General features: G+C 54.3%; 16 protein-coding genes. 8 read left to right on the top strand and 8 right to left on the bottom strand.

Going from position 1 to position 15495, the window contains the following annotated elements; translation table 11 throughout:
- Window positions 1-74 precede the first annotated feature (74 nt).
- The 4 genes from EKM90_RS05520 (at window position 75) to EKM90_RS05535 (ending at window position 3839) form a co-directional block, all read left to right on the top strand.
- Window positions 75-917 (top strand): aldo/keto reductase, encoded by an 843-nt coding sequence (locus tag EKM90_RS05520; RefSeq protein WP_125580507.1) that lies wholly within the window; start codon window positions 75-77, stop codon window positions 915-917.
- A gap of 18 nt (window positions 918-935) precedes the next feature.
- Window positions 936-1553: an SDR family oxidoreductase gene (locus EKM90_RS05525; RefSeq protein WP_125580509.1), complete on the top strand. Its 618-nt coding sequence runs from the start codon at window positions 936-938 to the stop codon at window positions 1551-1553.
- Window positions 1554-1842: 289 nt separating this feature from the next.
- Window positions 1843-3330 (top strand): ribosomal protection-like ABC-F family protein, encoded by a 1488-nt coding sequence (abc-f, locus tag EKM90_RS05530; protein ID WP_125580511.1) that lies wholly within the window; start codon window positions 1843-1845, stop codon window positions 3328-3330.
- A gap of 68 nt (window positions 3331-3398) precedes the next feature.
- Complete coding sequence (locus EKM90_RS05535) at window positions 3399-3839, top strand: OsmC family protein (RefSeq protein ID WP_125580513.1); 441 nt, start codon at window positions 3399-3401, stop codon at window positions 3837-3839.
- Window positions 3840-3893: 54 nt separating this feature from the next.
- On the opposite strand, the gene EKM90_RS05540 is transcribed toward EKM90_RS05535, so the two are convergent.
- Window positions 3894-6503: an ABC transporter permease gene (locus EKM90_RS05540; RefSeq protein ID WP_125580515.1), complete on the bottom strand. Its 2610-nt coding sequence runs from the start codon at window positions 6501-6503 to the stop codon at window positions 3894-3896.
- Between the two features lie 13 nt (window positions 6504-6516).
- Complete coding sequence (locus tag EKM90_RS05545) at window positions 6517-7218, bottom strand: ABC transporter ATP-binding protein (protein WP_125580516.1); 702 nt, start codon at window positions 7216-7218, stop codon at window positions 6517-6519.
- 142 nt (window positions 7219-7360) lie between these two features.
- On the opposite strand from EKM90_RS05545, the gene EKM90_RS05550 reads away from it, so the two are divergent.
- Both EKM90_RS05550 and EKM90_RS05555 read left to right on the top strand, forming a co-directional pair.
- Window positions 7361-7918 (top strand): TetR/AcrR family transcriptional regulator, encoded by a 558-nt coding sequence (locus EKM90_RS05550; protein WP_125580518.1) that lies wholly within the window; start codon window positions 7361-7363, stop codon window positions 7916-7918.
- 62 nt (window positions 7919-7980) lie between these two features.
- On the top strand, window positions 7981-8541 hold the full coding sequence (locus tag EKM90_RS05555; RefSeq protein ID WP_125580520.1) for an NADPH-dependent FMN reductase: 561 nt from the start codon (window positions 7981-7983) through the stop codon (window positions 8539-8541).
- A 59-nt stretch (window positions 8542-8600) separates the two neighbouring features.
- Here the strand turns inward: EKM90_RS05555 and EKM90_RS05560 are convergent, their stop codons facing one another.
- Both EKM90_RS05560 and EKM90_RS05565 read right to left on the bottom strand, forming a co-directional pair.
- Window positions 8601-9320: a Fic family protein gene (locus tag EKM90_RS05560; RefSeq protein WP_225422732.1), complete on the bottom strand. Its 720-nt coding sequence runs from the start codon at window positions 9318-9320 to the stop codon at window positions 8601-8603.
- Between the two features lie 49 nt (window positions 9321-9369).
- A complete protein-coding gene (locus tag EKM90_RS05565; protein ID WP_054662248.1) occupies window positions 9370-9570 on the bottom strand; it encodes a cold-shock protein in 201 nt (66 codons plus the stop codon).
- 380 nt (window positions 9571-9950) lie between these two features.
- On the opposite strand from EKM90_RS05565, the gene EKM90_RS05570 reads away from it, so the two are divergent.
- Complete coding sequence (locus EKM90_RS05570) at window positions 9951-10490, top strand: hypothetical protein (protein WP_125580522.1); 540 nt, start codon at window positions 9951-9953, stop codon at window positions 10488-10490.
- A 66-nt stretch (window positions 10491-10556) separates the two neighbouring features.
- On the opposite strand, the gene gdhA is transcribed toward EKM90_RS05570, so the two are convergent.
- Both gdhA and sstT read right to left on the bottom strand, forming a co-directional pair.
- Complete coding sequence (gene gdhA / locus EKM90_RS05575) at window positions 10557-11900, bottom strand: NADP-specific glutamate dehydrogenase (RefSeq protein ID WP_125580524.1); 1344 nt, start codon at window positions 11898-11900, stop codon at window positions 10557-10559.
- Between the two features lie 198 nt (window positions 11901-12098).
- On the bottom strand, window positions 12099-13376 hold the full coding sequence (sstT, locus tag EKM90_RS05580) for a serine/threonine transporter SstT (RefSeq protein WP_125580530.1): 1278 nt from the start codon (window positions 13374-13376) through the stop codon (window positions 12099-12101).
- Window positions 13377-13539: 163 nt separating this feature from the next.
- On the opposite strand from sstT, the gene EKM90_RS05585 reads away from it, so the two are divergent.
- Window positions 13540-14409: an ROK family protein gene (locus EKM90_RS05585; RefSeq protein WP_125580531.1), complete on the top strand. Its 870-nt coding sequence runs from the start codon at window positions 13540-13542 to the stop codon at window positions 14407-14409.
- 86 nt (window positions 14410-14495) lie between these two features.
- Here EKM90_RS05585 and lpdD read toward each other — a convergent pair whose 3' ends face one another.
- Both lpdD and EKM90_RS05595 read right to left on the bottom strand, forming a co-directional pair.
- Window positions 14496-14891 (bottom strand): prenylated flavin chaperone LpdD, encoded by a 396-nt coding sequence (gene lpdD, locus EKM90_RS05590; protein WP_125580534.1) that lies wholly within the window; start codon window positions 14889-14891, stop codon window positions 14496-14498.
- Complete coding sequence (locus EKM90_RS05595; RefSeq protein WP_125580536.1) at window positions 14884-15495, bottom strand: UbiX family flavin prenyltransferase; 612 nt, start codon at window positions 15493-15495, stop codon at window positions 14884-14886. The genes lpdD and EKM90_RS05595 overlap by 8 nt, the downstream gene beginning before the upstream one ends.

Raw genomic sequence — 15495 nt, forward strand, 5'->3', positions numbered from 1 at the left:
TTCACTTACTATTGATAAGAATTTCGTTACATCACGCTAGGCGCGTGCTATCATCGAGTCAGGAGGTGCAAGTGATGAAAACAATGACCATCGCCGGGCAAACCGTGCCGGCTTTAGGCATCGGCACCTGGCATGTCGGTGAAGGCAATGCCGCCCAATCCCAGCAGGAGCAAGCGGCCTTGCGCGCTGGCCTGGATGCCGGTCTGACCTTGATTGATACCGCCGAAATGTACGGCGAAGGCCGAGCGGAAACGCTGATTGGGCAGGTGCTGCCCGATTACGCACGTGAGCAGTTGTTCCTGGTGTCCAAGTTTTATCCATGGCATGCCACGGCCAAGCTGATGCGCCAGTCGCTACTGGCCAGTTTGCACCGGCTCCACACCGACTACCTCGACTTGTACCTGCTGCACTGGCCTGGCACCACGCCCATCGCCGAGACCATGGCCGGCCTGGCGGCGCTGCAAAAAGAAGGCTTGATTCGCGCTTACGGGGTTTCCAATTTTGATGTTGCCGATTTGGAAGCGGTCCGCGCATTTGCCAAGGGTGCGAACCTCGCTGCCAATGAGGTGCTTTACAACCCGACCGCCCGCGGCATTGAATATGATTTGCTGCCGTACCAACGGCGCCATCAGCTACCGATGCTCGGCTACTCACCATTTGGCTCGGGTGACGGGCACCAGATCCAGCTACCGGCCAGCATCCAGGCCCTAGCTGAAGCCAAACATCTGAGTGCGCATCAACTACTGCTGGCCTGGGCCGGCCGCGCCGATGTTTTGCCGCTGGTCAAAACCAGTAACCCCGCTCACATGGCCGCTAATCTTGAGGCGCTGGCCGCAACCTTAACGCCCGCTGATGAAGCGATCATCGATGCCGCCTTCCCGGCACCGACGGCTAAAGTTGCTTTGCAATCGCTCTAACCCAAGGAGGTTATCCAGATGAAAGTCTTTGTTGTTGGCGCCCATGGTCAAGTGGGCCAATTAATTGTCGAAACGCTGCTCACCAATGACTGCGAAGTCATGGGCGGCTACCGTGATCCCGCTAGTCAAGCGCCGGCGGCCTCCAGTGCCTTCACGCCGGTGGCATTTGATCTCAACCAACCGATTGATGAATTAGCGGCCGCAATGACCGGCGCCGATGCCGTGATTTTTGCTGCCGGTTCCGCTGGCAAATCCTTGCTGGCCATCGATTTGGACGGGGCGGTCAAAACCATGGCGGCAGCGCAACAAGCCGGTGTGACGCGCTTTATCCAGCTCAGCACGATTAACGCTGAGCTGCGGGACAAGTGGCCGGATGTGCTGCATGACTACTACATCGCCAAGTTCTATGCCGATGAATGGTTGCGGACCCGCACCATGCTCGATTGGGTGATTGTCCAGCCGGTGGCACTGACCAACGAAGCTGGCACCGGCAAAATTACGCTACAACCGGCAGCCAATGGCACCATCAGCCGCCAAGATGTCGCGACTGTGTTGGTGGAAGCCGTTACCTCGGAACTGCATCGCGAGACGATTAAAATTGCGAGCGGCACCGTGCCGATTGCGCAGGCGTTCTAACCGCGAAGCACCGGGTAACCCGTTATTTTAGGCGCGCAGTTGCTTTTTTCTTAGCAAGCGTGCATAATCTCATTATTAAATCGATCGGAAGTGAAGCCGTTGAAGTAAGCCAATACCGAATTTGTCGAAGCCCTGAAATCTGGGGAGGAATCTCGGCACTTTTGGCTTGGCTTACCGAAACGGCTCACTGAATTTTCAGAGGGCGACGTTTCGGCGTGGTCCTTTTTGTGTGCTGCCAAGCTGGTGTCCCCCGTTTCAGGCGCGTCCTTTAGAAAGGATGTGCTGCCTCATGGCGACCATTGAATTAACTGATTTATCTTTTGGCTATCCGGGCCAACCGGAATTGTTCTCCCATGTCTCGTTCAACTTTGATACTCGCTGGCACCTTGGTTTGGTCGGGCGCAACGGCCGGGGCAAAACGACTCTGTTGGAATTGTTGCAGCATCAGCATGAGTATCGCGGCCAAATCACCACGCCGCTCACGTTCAACTACTTCCCTCAACCGATTGCGGATGAAAGCCAGCTCACGCTGTACGCCATGCAGGCCGTCAGCGACGCCGAGAAGTGGCAGCTGGAACGCGAACTCAATCTGATGCACGTGGATCCCGACATTCTGTGGCGGCCCTACCAGGCGCTATCAGGCGGTGAGCAAACCAAAGTCCGGCTCGCTTTGCTGTTCACCCAAGCGAGCGGCTTTGCGCTGATTGACGAGCCCACCAACCATCTCGACCAAGCCAGCCGCGCGTTGGTGGCGCAATATCTCCAGCAAAAATCGGGCTTCATTTTGATTAGCCATGACCGCGCCTTTTTGAATGCGACCACTGATCACACCTTGGCCATCGATAAAGCCGATATCACGTTGTACCAAGGCAACTATGACGTCTACGCCGAAGCGCGCGACCGCCAAAACGCTTTCGAACAAGCCGAAAACAGCAAACTCAAGCACGAAATTGGCCGCCTGCAGCAAAGCGCGCGGGCCAAAGGGCAATGGGCCGACAGCCGCGAAAAGGACATCAACGGCAGCCGCCATGAATTCAACAGTGCGCACAAAGACCGCGGTCGGATCAGCCACATGGCCGCGCGGGAAATGAAAAAGCGCCTCAACCTCGAGCACCGAATGGACAAAGAAATCGATGCTAAGTCGAAGCTCCTCAAAAATATCGAGGACGTCCCTGCCCTCACCATCAACACCCTCCCCGACCACCATGACCCGTACCTGCATGTCGTTGATTTAACTGTCGGCTACGAGCAGCCGCTATTCAAACCCGTGTCTTTCGATGTCCGCCCTGGCGAACGCGTGGCCCTGGTCGGCCCCAATGGCATTGGCAAGTCCTCACTGCTGCGCGCCGTGCTCGGTCAGTTCACGGGCACCGTTACCGGCACCATCACCCAGCCGCAGCTGAAGTTGAGCTTGATGCGTCAGGTCCCCGACAACCGCGGCTTGCTGAAGGATTTCGCCGCCACGCATCATTTGGACTACGAAAGCCTGCTCAATAACCTCAAGAAACTGGGGCTGGAGCGCAGCGCCTTCACCACCCCCATTGAGCAACTCAGCATGGGCCAGCAGAAAAAAGTCGAGCTGGCGCGCTCATTGGTCACGCCAGCCAATTTGCTGGTGTGGGATGAGCCCTTGAACTACCTCGACCTGTACAATCAAGATCAGCTGGCCCAAAGCCTGCAGGCCAACCAACCGACCCTCCTTTTTATCGAGCATGACCAGGCCTTCATTGACCACGTCGCCACTAAAATTGTGACCCTCGAACCCGCGCAAGCATAAGGGTTCAAACCAGACGAACGGCTGGCATTGTGCTACCCTCAAGGCAACAACATAAGGAGGGAATTAGCATGAGTAATGTGTCGCTGTATCATACCTTCGTTCAAAATCACAATGGCCTAACCGGTACCAGCTTCGTTGAAGGCGATGAAGGCCTAGCGCTCGGCGTGTCCAGCTCGCTGATTGCCGCGCCGGGCACCAATCCCGAGCAGTTCATCGGGTTTGCCTTGGCCACCTGTTTCAACGCTACCATTCGCTTAATTGAGGCGCGCGAACATACACCTGAAGACTCCAAGGTCCGGGTGCGCATCGACATCACGCGCGACCAACCTGGGTATCAGTTTTTGGTGGCGGCCCAGATTCAAATGCCGCAGCATGATGAAGCTGCCGCCCAACGCCTGATTGCCACGGCGCTGGATGAATGTCCGGTAGCCAAGCTGCTGAAGGACAACGAAAATGTCTCCTTCCAGCTGGTGGATCAGTTCACTGACGATGCCAACCTAGGTGAATAAGCACTTGCCTGCGCAAAAGGCCACCGACTGTCGCCGGTGGCCTTTGGTTTACCCTTATTCGTTAGATTTCAACGCGCCGACCATGTCGATCCGCTGGAGCCGTTTATGTGTCACCAGCATCACAATGCCGGTGAACGCAAGCATCAGTAGCGTGGCCCAGACATAACTCATCGCGTGCAGCAACACTGGGAAAATGACCTGGGTGGTTTCCGCCTGATGCAAAATGTACCGCAGCAAGGCATACCCGACCCCATAACCAAAGCCAATCCCAACCAGCGTCATCACGATGTTTTCCCGCACAATATACATGGTCACTTCGCGGTCGTAGAACCCTAGGACCTTGATGGTGGACAGTTCGCGAATGCGCTCGGACACGTTGATGTTGGTCAGGTTGTACAACACGACGAAGGACAATATCCCAGACAGCAAGATGAAAATGAAGACAATGGGATTAAGTGAAGTCCCCATGTTGCTGATGCTTTGGGTGGCATCAGCCTTAAAGCTAGTCCCCAGCGCCGCCTCATCCTTGAGCAAACGGTGCGCGAGCTGTTGGCGCTGTTGATCGGACATTTTGGCCAGCTTGACCAGCAACGCATTGGTGGTTGGCGTCTGGCCAAAGGCTTTGGCATACGCCGCGGGACTCATGTAGGCAAACACCCCGATGTAGTTCGTGGTGACGCCGCTTACCTTGACCTTGACCGCTTTTTTGCCCGCCCGGGTAAAGGTCAGGGTGTCGCCAGTTGTCACCTGCAACTTGTTGGCGATTTTTTGGCTGATGACTAGGCCTTTGGCGGGCAGAGCATATGTTTTGCCTTGATTGGCCAAGGTCACGTAGCGGCTAAAGTGTGCGGCGCGCGGCGTAAACAAGTTGATATCGTTGATCTGTTCACCGTTAGCCTGCGCCTTGCCGCTGGTTTGGTTAATTGGCAAACTACTTTGATACTTGCCGCTGGCTTTAATCAGGTCAATCGCGGTGGCTTGTTTATTCGCCGCCGCCAGCGCCACCGTGGCATCGTAGTGGAACACTTGGCCGTATTGCTGACTACCGGTGGCGCTAATCGAATCACGCAGGCCAAAGCCGGTCAAAATCAAACCAGTGCCGCCAGCGATGCCGACAATCGTCATGATCATCCGACTCTTGTAGCGGAACAAGTTGCGATAAGAGACTTTTTCGTTAAAGCTCAAGTGCCGCCACAACGGGCGAATGCGCTCAAGCAAAATCCGTTTCGCCGACTTCGGGGCCCGCGGCCGCATCAACTCGGCCGGCCGTTCTGCCAGTTCACGGTGCGTGACCAGTGCCGCCGCGCCGACCGTCGCTACCAGCGAAAAGACCACCGCAATCACAAGACTGCCGGTCATCACCGGAATGGTGGCGGTCATGGGAATGACTGCATCATAAAGCGACACAATGAACCGGGGCAAAGTGAGGTTGCCGGCCACGCCGCCAATGACGCCGCCGAGGAGGCCTGCCATCAGGGCATAAACGAGGTAGTTGCGAGCAATCGCCAAGCGGCCAAAGCCCAATGCCTTAAAGGTGCCAATTTGTCCGCGCGCTTCTTCCACCATCCGGGTGATGGTGGTGAAAGTAATCAAAGCCGCAATCAGGAAGAAGAACACTGGAAAGACATTGGCAATTGCGGCAATTCGGTCCGCACTGTCCCCAAACGCGGAAAAGCCAGGGAGATCTTCGCGGGTTTGCCAGGTGTATGTCGTTTGGGTCGCCGTTTTGGCCTCGCGCTTCGCAGCGGCCAGCTTCTTAGTGGCCGCAGTGAGCTGGGCCTGCTGCGCCGTGAGCTCAGGCGTGGTGGTCACCTGGCCGCCGGACGCGGCTTTAACTTGCGCCAACCCGGCGTCCAGCTGACTTTGCGCCGCTTGGAGCTTGGCTTCCTGCGCTGTGATGGGCGCGAGGGCTTGCGCATACAAGGCGGCACTGCGGGTTTTGGCCCGCGTTTTGAACACCCGTTTCAACGCCGCCTTTTTCTTCGCCACTGCGCTTTGGTAGCTTGCCGCGTAGCTGTTCTTGTTTTGCAAACTAGCAAAACGAACATTAAGCTGCGTAGCCACGGTCAAATTCATTTGCTGGACAGGAATGTAGGCAAAAAAGCGGACTTTGCCATCCCCGACATTGGCGGCGCCGCGCTCGTTGTTGTCGACATACTGCGGCGAATCGGCAAAGCCAACAATCTTGTAGGTGCGCCGTTTGAGCTTGGCATCGTTGCTAAAGGTCAAGGTTTGGCCTAGTTTGTACCCGTAATCGGCCTTGGCGCGCTGATCCAACACGATTTGGTTGGCTTGCCTGGGCAAGTGGCCACTGCGCAGCACCAGGTGGTTTTGCTTGGCGGTTTTTTGGTAGCCGTAAAGCGCAATCGCCCAGTCGTCTTTGCCGCCAGTAACATACTTAAACTTGGCCAGTTCGGCTTTTGCCCCACTGACTTTTTCGGCAGTACGAACATCAGCCGCCGTGAAGCCGGTCGACGAAAACAGCTGCACATCACTGAGGTGCTCGTTTTTCACCGTTTGATCCATCGAATCGGTCAGACCCGGGCCGGCGCCTTGAATGCCAACGAAAGTCAACGTACCGAGCAAAATAATCAAAACAATGGCGATAAAGCGGCCTTTATTGGCCCCAATTTCACGCCACATATTGCGATGCATGGGTGTCATGAACGCCGCCCCCTTACCATTCAATCTCGGCGACAGGCGTAGGATGCGGATTATCCACCACTGACCGGACGCTACCGTCATTAATGCGAATCACCCGATCCGCCATTTTAGCCAAAGCGGCATTGTGGCTGATGATCAGCACGGTTTTACCATCGCGGCGGGAAGCATCTTGCAACAGCTGGAGGACCTGCTTACCGGTTTCGTAATCCAAAGCGCCGGTTGGTTCATCGCACAGCAGAAGCTTCGGATTTTTGGCCAAGGCGCGGGCAATTGCGACGCGTTGCTGCTCACCGCCGGAGAGCTGCGACGGAAAATTGTCAATGCGATCACCCAGCCCTACCGCCTTGAGGGTGGCCTCGGCATCCAAGGCATCTGGCACGATAGAATTCGCCAGTTCAACGTTTTCTTTGGTGGTGAGGTTGGGAATCAGGTTGTAAAACTGGAAGACGAAGCCGACACTATCACGCCGGTACGCAGTGAGTTGCTTATCGTTGAAGCGGGCAATATCGACGCCATCCACCACGACTTGGCCACTGGTGGGAACGTCCATCCCGCCTAAAATGTTCAGCACCGTCGACTTGCCGGCACCACTGGGGCCCAGAATCACCGTCAGCTGGCCTTCCTCGCAGTTGAACGACACATCATTGTTGGCGAGAATTTTGGTTTCGCCCATTTGATACTGCTTGGTTTCATTGCGAACTTCGATATATGCCATGACCAGCCTCCATCTTTTCAACACACTGTTGGTATAATAAGATTATTATGCAAGGTTCAGGCGGCAGGTGCAACCGCCAATCACCGCCCATGTGTCATTAAATCAACATCTCCTCGTTAACTGTTGGAAAGAAGGAAAAACTATGGTTGGCACTAAAAATAATCGCCGCGCGCAAGCGACCAAACAGCAGTTGCAAGCCGCGTTGCTGCAGCTCCTCCAAACCAAACCACTTGCCCATATCACCGTGACGGAAATCTGCCAGGTGGCCGATGTGAACCGCGGCACGTTCTATACCCACTACCGCGATCCGGCTGATTTATTTGCGGTGATCGAAACCGACCTCGTCGCGAGGGTCACTGCGCTCATCGACCAGCAAGATGCCCGCCCCGAGGCTTGGCTCACTCAAATTCTGACTTTACTCAAGCAAAACGAAACCGCCACCGCCATTATCATCAGTGAACTCACCGAAAGCCCGGTGCTGCAAGCCCTGCTCCTGCCAATCAAAGCCGCGTCGCTGAAAGATTATGCTGCGCGGTTTAATGAACACGACCCGGCGGTTTTGGCCTACTATTTCGAATTCTTCCTCAGCGGCGCGGTGCGCGTGATCACCCGCTGGCTGCAAACCGGCGCTCAGCAAACGCCAGCCCAAATCGCCCAAGTCATCACGCGCAGCGCCGGCATGCAGCAAGCAAATCATTAGCGGCCCGGGCCATGTGCCTCGTATAATAAGCGCGTGATTAGAACGCTTAAAGGAGGCGCAGTATGACTCAAACGCTTGGTATTCTAGTCGGTAGCTTGCGACAAAATTCGTATAACCGCATCGTCGCCGACACTTTTCGCTCGCTGATCCCCAGCCAGTATGACGTGACGGAAATCGCCATCGCACATTTACCCTTTTACAATGAAGACTTGGACACCACCCAGCCGCCAGTGGCTTGGACCGATTTTCGGCAAACGGCCCAAGGCGTGGCTGGTATTCTGATCTTCAGTCCTGAATATAATCGCGGTGTCCCGGCGGTGTTGAAAAACGCCTTCGATGTCGGCTCCCGGCCGCGGGGCCAGAATGTCTTTGCCGGCAAACCGGCGCTGGTGGTCACAGCTTCGCCTGGGGCAATTGGCGGGTACGCCGCTAACAACAGCATTCGCCAGACGCTGACTTTCCTGGACATGCCAACCCTCCAGCAACCCGAGGCCTATATCGGCAGCGTGAACGCCCACCTGAGTGAGGATGGCGGCAAGCCGCACTTCAAGCCTGACACCGTCGATTTCTTCAGTCTGATCGTCGAACGCTACATCGCCTTTTTTGAAAAAATTACCGCCTAAACAAACAGCGCCATGAATCCGAGGCTGGATTCATGGCGCTGTTCGTTTGGATAAGCGTGTTACAGTTTCACGCCTTGCACAGCATGGGCGTAAGTCCAATCAAGCAAAGGCCTCACTTCACCATTCTTGTCATAAACGGCAATTAATTCATTCCACTCACTCCAGATGGTGAGCGGGACATTTATTAAACCGGCTCCCCCATCAATCATCACTTTATTAGCAGCTAGAGTGGCCGACCGTTTATTGCCGTCCCAGAAAATCTGCTGGCGCATGTCGTGATACATGAGTCGCATGGCCTTTTCTGTGGTGGATTTATCTGACGCCATGAGATCAGTCAACCATTTTTCTTCGGCTTGTTCATCAATCATCGGCGGCACCCAATCGTTTTCATCGCCAATGTCGACTGCTCCCTGACCGCTACGGAGCTCACCAGGAATCAAGGCATCGTATTTAGCCACGATTAAATTGATATTCTGCTCAATCTGAAGCGAGATGGCAGCATTCTCTTGCGTGATATAGTCCCAACCGCGTTTGATCTGAACAATGGTATTGCTGTCGTCAAGGGAGACGCCATTGACACCAAGCCCCCGCATAATGGCCTGAGTTTGTGATAACGAAACTACAATGCCTTCAAAAAGAGCGTTGGTTTGAACCAACAGATTAATATTTATATGAGCCAATTGCCGATTTTCTTCAGGAGATAATTGCACCTTGTCAACATACTCCATTTTATTCGCCACACTTTCTGAGGGGATTGCTGCATTCGGTGTGCTGAACAAAAAAACACCCTCCCGTCGCAATGACGAGAAGGTGCTTCCCACGCTGATATTACAGCTTGGTAACGTTGGCAGCCTGAGGGCCGCGGTCGCTTTGTTCTACTTCGAAGCTAACAGCTTGGCCTTCGTCAAGCGTCTTGTAGCCGTCGCCTTGGATAGCGGAGAAGTGAACGAAAACGTCTTTGCCGTCTTCACCAGTGATGAAGCCGTAACCTTTGTCAGCGTTGAACCATTTAACAGTACCTTGTTGCATAATGAGTGAATCTCCTTCATTAAAAACCTATAGTGACAAAAACAACTGGTAATCGCTGAAAGGAAATCCATTATGCAAGAACACAATTGTTTCAGTTCATCAATTACTAGGTTCAGTGTACCACAGCCAGCAGGGAAAAACTATTTTTTTATCAGGCAGCGAAGGGTGGTCGCTCCTAGCCGGATGGGTAGCCTAGCTGACGGCGAGGCCTTAAGCTAGGCTAGCCACTCCGGCGTTGGCCGACCTGAGCGCAACTCCAGGCAGCGACGGGCGCTTGGCGGGAGGTGTGGCCTAACCCTCCGTTATTTCCCCATCCCCCCGTGCAGAACCCCGGCGTCTATGGTATTTTAAGGTTACTATTAGATAGAAAGAGGATCACCATGCAAGACATTTCACCGTTAACCATCCGCCCTAGCCTGTTTCATCTCATCTTCCAGTTGCTGTTCGGCGGCGCCTTCGCTGTGGCGGCCTGCGTGATTATTCTACAGCAAGGCCGCTTACAACTGGGGGCCAATAACGCCACGTTCGGCGCGATATTAATCACATTAGGAATTTTCGGCCTGGCGTTAACCGTCTTGTTTTTAGTCGTCCAAGGCATTCGCAAGGCCAAGCAGCCTAGTTTGATCTTTGATCATGACGGCATTCGCGACAACAGCAATGTCTTCACGCTGAAAAGCAACTTTCTCCCTTGGGCCAACATCCGCGGCATGGAGGTGATTCATTCCACCCTGATCTTGAAAGTGCAAAATCCGCCGCGCCAGCGTCGCAACGCGTTAATGAAGCAAATCAGTCGGGAATTTGATGCGAACTACACCATCGACATCAATTTAATCAGCGATGCTGAACATGCTGCCTTAGTCCAAATTGCCAACACCCTAGATCGCAAAACTGGCATCTGGCGCGATTTAGGTGAGCATTAGACCAAGCAAAAAGCTGTTCGTCCTCTGCAAAATTGCAGCGGCGCGAGCAGCTTTTTTTGAGTCCGTTTACCAGCCTTGCGCCAGCATGGCGTCAGCCACTTTGATAAAGCCGGCGATGTTAGCCCCCGCCAGATAATCTTCTGGTGTGCCATAAGTCTTGGCGGCGTCAACGCTGGCTTGGAACAAATGAATCATAATTTGCTTTAATTCAGCATCCACTTCCGCAAAGCTGTCACTGGTGCGCCGCGAGTTTTGACTCATTTCGAGTGCCGATACGGCAACCCCACCGGCATTAACCGCTTTGGCCGGCCCGTACAACAAGCCCGCTGCCTGGTAAGCCTTGATGGCTTCTGGGGTGCTTGGCATGTTCGCCCCTTCGGCCACGGCGATGACGCCAGCCTTGACCAAACGTTCGGCCTGAACACCATCGATTTCGTTTTGCGTCGCGCAAGGCAGCGCAATGTCGTAAGCCACCTCGGCGTCCCACAGCGAGCCTGCGTGATACTCGGCAGCTGCCTCCGCAGCGGCATAGTCACTCATCCGGCCACGTTTCACCTCTTTGATTTCCTGCAGCTTCGCCAGATCGATGCCATCTGCTTGCAAGACATAGCCATTGGAATCACTAGCGGAGATCACCGTGGCGCCCAATTCTTGGGCCTTCTTGATGGCATAAATCGCCACGTTGCCGGCCCCGGAGGCCAAAATCTTTTTCCCGGCGAGGCTTTGGTCGTTGTGCTTCAGCATTTCGTCGAGGTAATAAATCAAACCATACCCAGTGGCTTCGGTGCGGGCCAACGAACCGCCATAGCTCAAGCCTTTGCCGGTCAAAACGCCGCGCTCGCTGCCGCGCAGACGCTTATACATACCATACAGGTAGCCGATTTCACGGCCCCCAACGCCGATATCCCCTGCCGGCACATCCAGATCCGGCCCAATATACTTACTCAATTCCAGCATGAAGCTTTGGCAAAAGCGCATGATTTCAGCATCAGATTTGCCTTTCGGGTCAAAGTCCGATCCCCCCTTGGCGCCGCCAATCGGCAAGCCTGTCAGCGAGTTTTTGAAAATCTGCTCGAAGCCTAAGAATTTGACAATGGACAAGTTGACGCTCGGATGGAACCGCAGCCCGCCTTTGTACGGTCCAATAGCGGAATTGAACTGCACCCGGAACCCGCGATTGACCTGCATATGGCCCTGATCATCTTGCCAAGCCACCTGAAACTGCAGGGCGCGCTCTGGCTCGATCAACCGTTCCAAAATCGCGGCCTGTTGATATTCCGGATGTGCCGCAAAGACTGGCGTAATGGTGTTTAAGAAATTCGCCACGGCTTCTTGAAACTCCGGCTGGTTCGGATCTCGCTTCATCAATTGCGCCTTGACCTGGGCAATATAGGCTGCTGCTTCACTCATAGTGTCACCTATCCTTTTTTCAATTTGTTTCATATTAGCACAAAACCGGATGAGGCCGGCGATTTATTTGCTTTATCAGATTAAAAAACGGACGAAGCACAGTATTTCTGCTTTCATCCGTTTTATTTGTTCGTGTTTTTTCTGACATGCCGGATACATCAAAGGATGCGTTCCCACCTGATAACCGACTTAACCAGATCAAGCAGGACGTTTTGCGGCCACCGCCGGATCCGCCTTGCCTTCTGCGCGACGGATGGCGGCGCTGATATCGACTGGATGGCCCTTCTTGCGAGCATCGGCGTATTCGGCCGTAGCAGTGAACAACAAATCAGAAGCTGAGTTAACGGCAGTTTCGACAGAATCCTGAATGACCCCAATCACGAAACCGACGCCGACGACCTGCATGGCCACATCGTTAGAAATCCCGAACAAGCTCGCGGCCATCGGAATAATCAACAGCGAACCCCCAGCAATGCCAGAAGCGCCGGTGGCGGCGAGGGCCGTCAGCACGCAGAGAATGAACGCCAGCGGGAAGGACACTTGAATGCCCAGCGTTGCACACGCCGCCAAGGTCATGACAGACACCGTAATCGCCGCCCCGCCACTATTGGCCGAACCGCCCAGCGGAATCGACACGGAATAAGATTCCTTATTCAAACCTAGGTCTTCGCAGGCCTGCAAGTTAATCGGAATATTAACGGCAGAACTGCGCGTGAAGAAGGCCGGAATTCCGGACCGCTTCAGCGTCCAGAAGGTCAGCGGAAATGGATTTTGCCGCGTGTAGGCGAACGTCATCAGGGGGTAGACCACCAAATAGACAAAAGTCATCGTGCCCACGAGCAGCACCACCAGCTTCCCATACTGGGCGATGCCGGCAAAGCCGGTTTCGCTGATGGTGGTGTAAACCAACCCGGCAATCCCAAATGGCGCCAGCTCAATCACGAGCTGCGCCACATGGGTGATGGCACCAGAGATTTCAGTGATCACCTTGCGCGTTTCTTTCGAGGTCAACCGCAAGGCAAAACCAATCATCAAGGCCCAGAACAAAATGGACAGGTAATTAGCATTCACAATCGCATTTAGCGGATTGCCCACCGCATTGGTTAACAAATCCGACAACACTTTACTTAAACTCTTCGGCGCCGCGGCCACGGCTGCCGCTTTTGGCAGGACCAGCTTCACGGGGAACAGATAAGAAGCACCCACGGCGGCAAATGCCGAGAGCAAGGTTGCACTCAAGTAAAGCACAATCACAGTGCCAAAATGATTTTCACCGCCGGACTTGTAGCCAGACACCGCCGACATAATTAGGAAGAACACCATCACTGGGGCAATCCCCTTTAAGGCACCGACGAACAATTCGCCTAACAGCCCAATCCCGCTCCATGAGGGTACGATCACCGCTAACAATGCCCCAATGACGAGGCCAATTAAAATTCTAACAATCAATGATACCGATCGATATTTTGCAAACATGGCAATCGCTCCTTCTAAGTTAATAGTAGCGATTGTACACGATGTAAAAACATCTGTCCAGTAAATATGTACATTAAATAGGACCAATTTTCAAAATTGGTCTAGCATCGGGGGCAAAACAGCGCTATTCTATAGTGAAAACGATTACTAAGGACGTGAAAAAATGATTTTTGGTTCAATTGAAGCGGGTGGCACAAAATTTGTCTGCGCCACAGGGACGGCGGATGGTACGGTGATTGCGCAAACACGGATTCCGACCACGACCCCGGAAGAAACGATTCCGCAAGTGATTGCCTTTTTTAAGGCTAATCCCGTGTCGGCCATTGGTATTGGCACTTTTGGCCCGGCCGACATTGATCCAGAATCGTCACGGTATGGCTACATCACCTCCACGCCGAAGCCCGGCTGGCGTGATTACGATTTTCTCGGCACCATGCAGGCGGCAATTGATGTGCCTTACGCCTTCACCACTGATGTCAATGAAGCGGGCTATGCCGAGTGGAAGGCTGGCGCTGGCAAAGGCCATAAGAATGTCCTGTACTGGACCGTTGGCACCGGTATTGGCGCTGGCTACATTCACGAGGGCAAGCTGCTACAAGGCTATTCCAATCCTGAAATGGGTCACATTTTCCTCCAGCGCGACCCCAGCGATACCTACAAAGGCCGCTGCCCGTTCCATGGCAACCAATGCCTGGAAGGCCTAGCCGCTGGTCCCGCCGTTGAAGAACGGGCCGGGAAAAAAGGCACTGAGCTGAAGCCAGATGATCCGGCCTGGGAATTGGAAGCTGGCTATCTGGCGCAAGCTTGCCTAGATGCCGCCATGATTTTGTCCCCTGATATCATTATTTTTGGCGGGGGCATTATGCACCAGGAACAACTCCTCCCCATGATTCGCGAAAAGTTCCGCGACTATGTCCAAGGCTACATTGACACCCCGCCGCTTGATGACTACATCGTGCGCATCGGCCTCAATGACGAAGCTGGTGTCATGGGCGGTCTGCTGCTGGCCGCCGACGCCTACGCAGCCAACTAACCGCGGCGCAAAGCCTTGATGAAACCAAAAACCGATCCCCAAATCAAACTACAAGTTTGGTTTGGCGATCGGTTTTTTGACGTGCTTTAGGAAAATTCTTCTTCGATTTTGGGGCGCGGATGCGCGGCCAAATAGTCGCGAATTTGCTCACCCAGCGCTTGCGCCATGGCCCCAGCCACTGCCAGCTGTTGCTTGCTGATGCGGTTCACATGCAGCCCGCCGACGATAAAGGCGTTGCTTTGCAGTGCCGGCGCAATCACCGTTGCCACCCGCTCGGTCAACACCCCTTCTTGATGGTGATGACCCGGTCGACTCGGTAAGGCAATGGTTTGCAGCCGCTGGTGCGGACTCACCGCCGTGACCACGCCATAATGCGGCACATCGCCACCAATGAGTTCAATCAACACGTCTTGATTTTCGCGCCGCAGCTTTGCTTGCATCGTATAGCCACTGCGGGTGACGGTAAAGGTGTGCTCAGGCATGCGGGGCCTCCTGACGCGCGGCTTGTTTGGCGGCGGCTAAGCCTTGCCAGCGCTGACTATAATCATTGCTTAAGTGCAAATGATCCAGCAGTTTCATCGTGTTGTGATCGATCAAATCATCAATGGTCTTGGGCTGATTGTAAAACGCCGGAATTGGGGGAATAATTTCGACCCCCATGCGGGCCAGCTTCAGCATATTCTCAAGATGAATTTGATTGAACGGCGATTCCCGCGGTACGACCAGCAGGGGCCGCCGTTCTTTCAGCGTCACATCCGCGGCCCGGGCAATCAAATTATCAGCCAAGCCAGTGGCGATTGCCGCCACCGTTTTCATGCTGGCGGGGACGATCACCATGCCATCATGTTGAAAACTGCCGCTGGCAATGCTGGCCCCAAGGTCGCGGTCAGCGTAAACCACATCAGCCAAGGCGCGGACCGCCTGTTCCGTGTAGCCGGTGGCTTCAACGGCCAAATTCTCTTTGGCCCAAGCACTCATGACCAAATGGGTTTCCACCGTGGGGTCAGCCACCAGCGCTTCTAACAAGCGCAGCCCATAAATGGTCCCAGAAGCGCCAGTAATCGCGACAACAATCTTTTTGGTCAT

It is taken from the genome of Lacticaseibacillus suibinensis, from assembly GCF_003946175.1.
Lineage (GTDB): Bacteria > Bacillota > Bacilli > Lactobacillales > Lactobacillaceae > Lacticaseibacillus > Lacticaseibacillus suibinensis.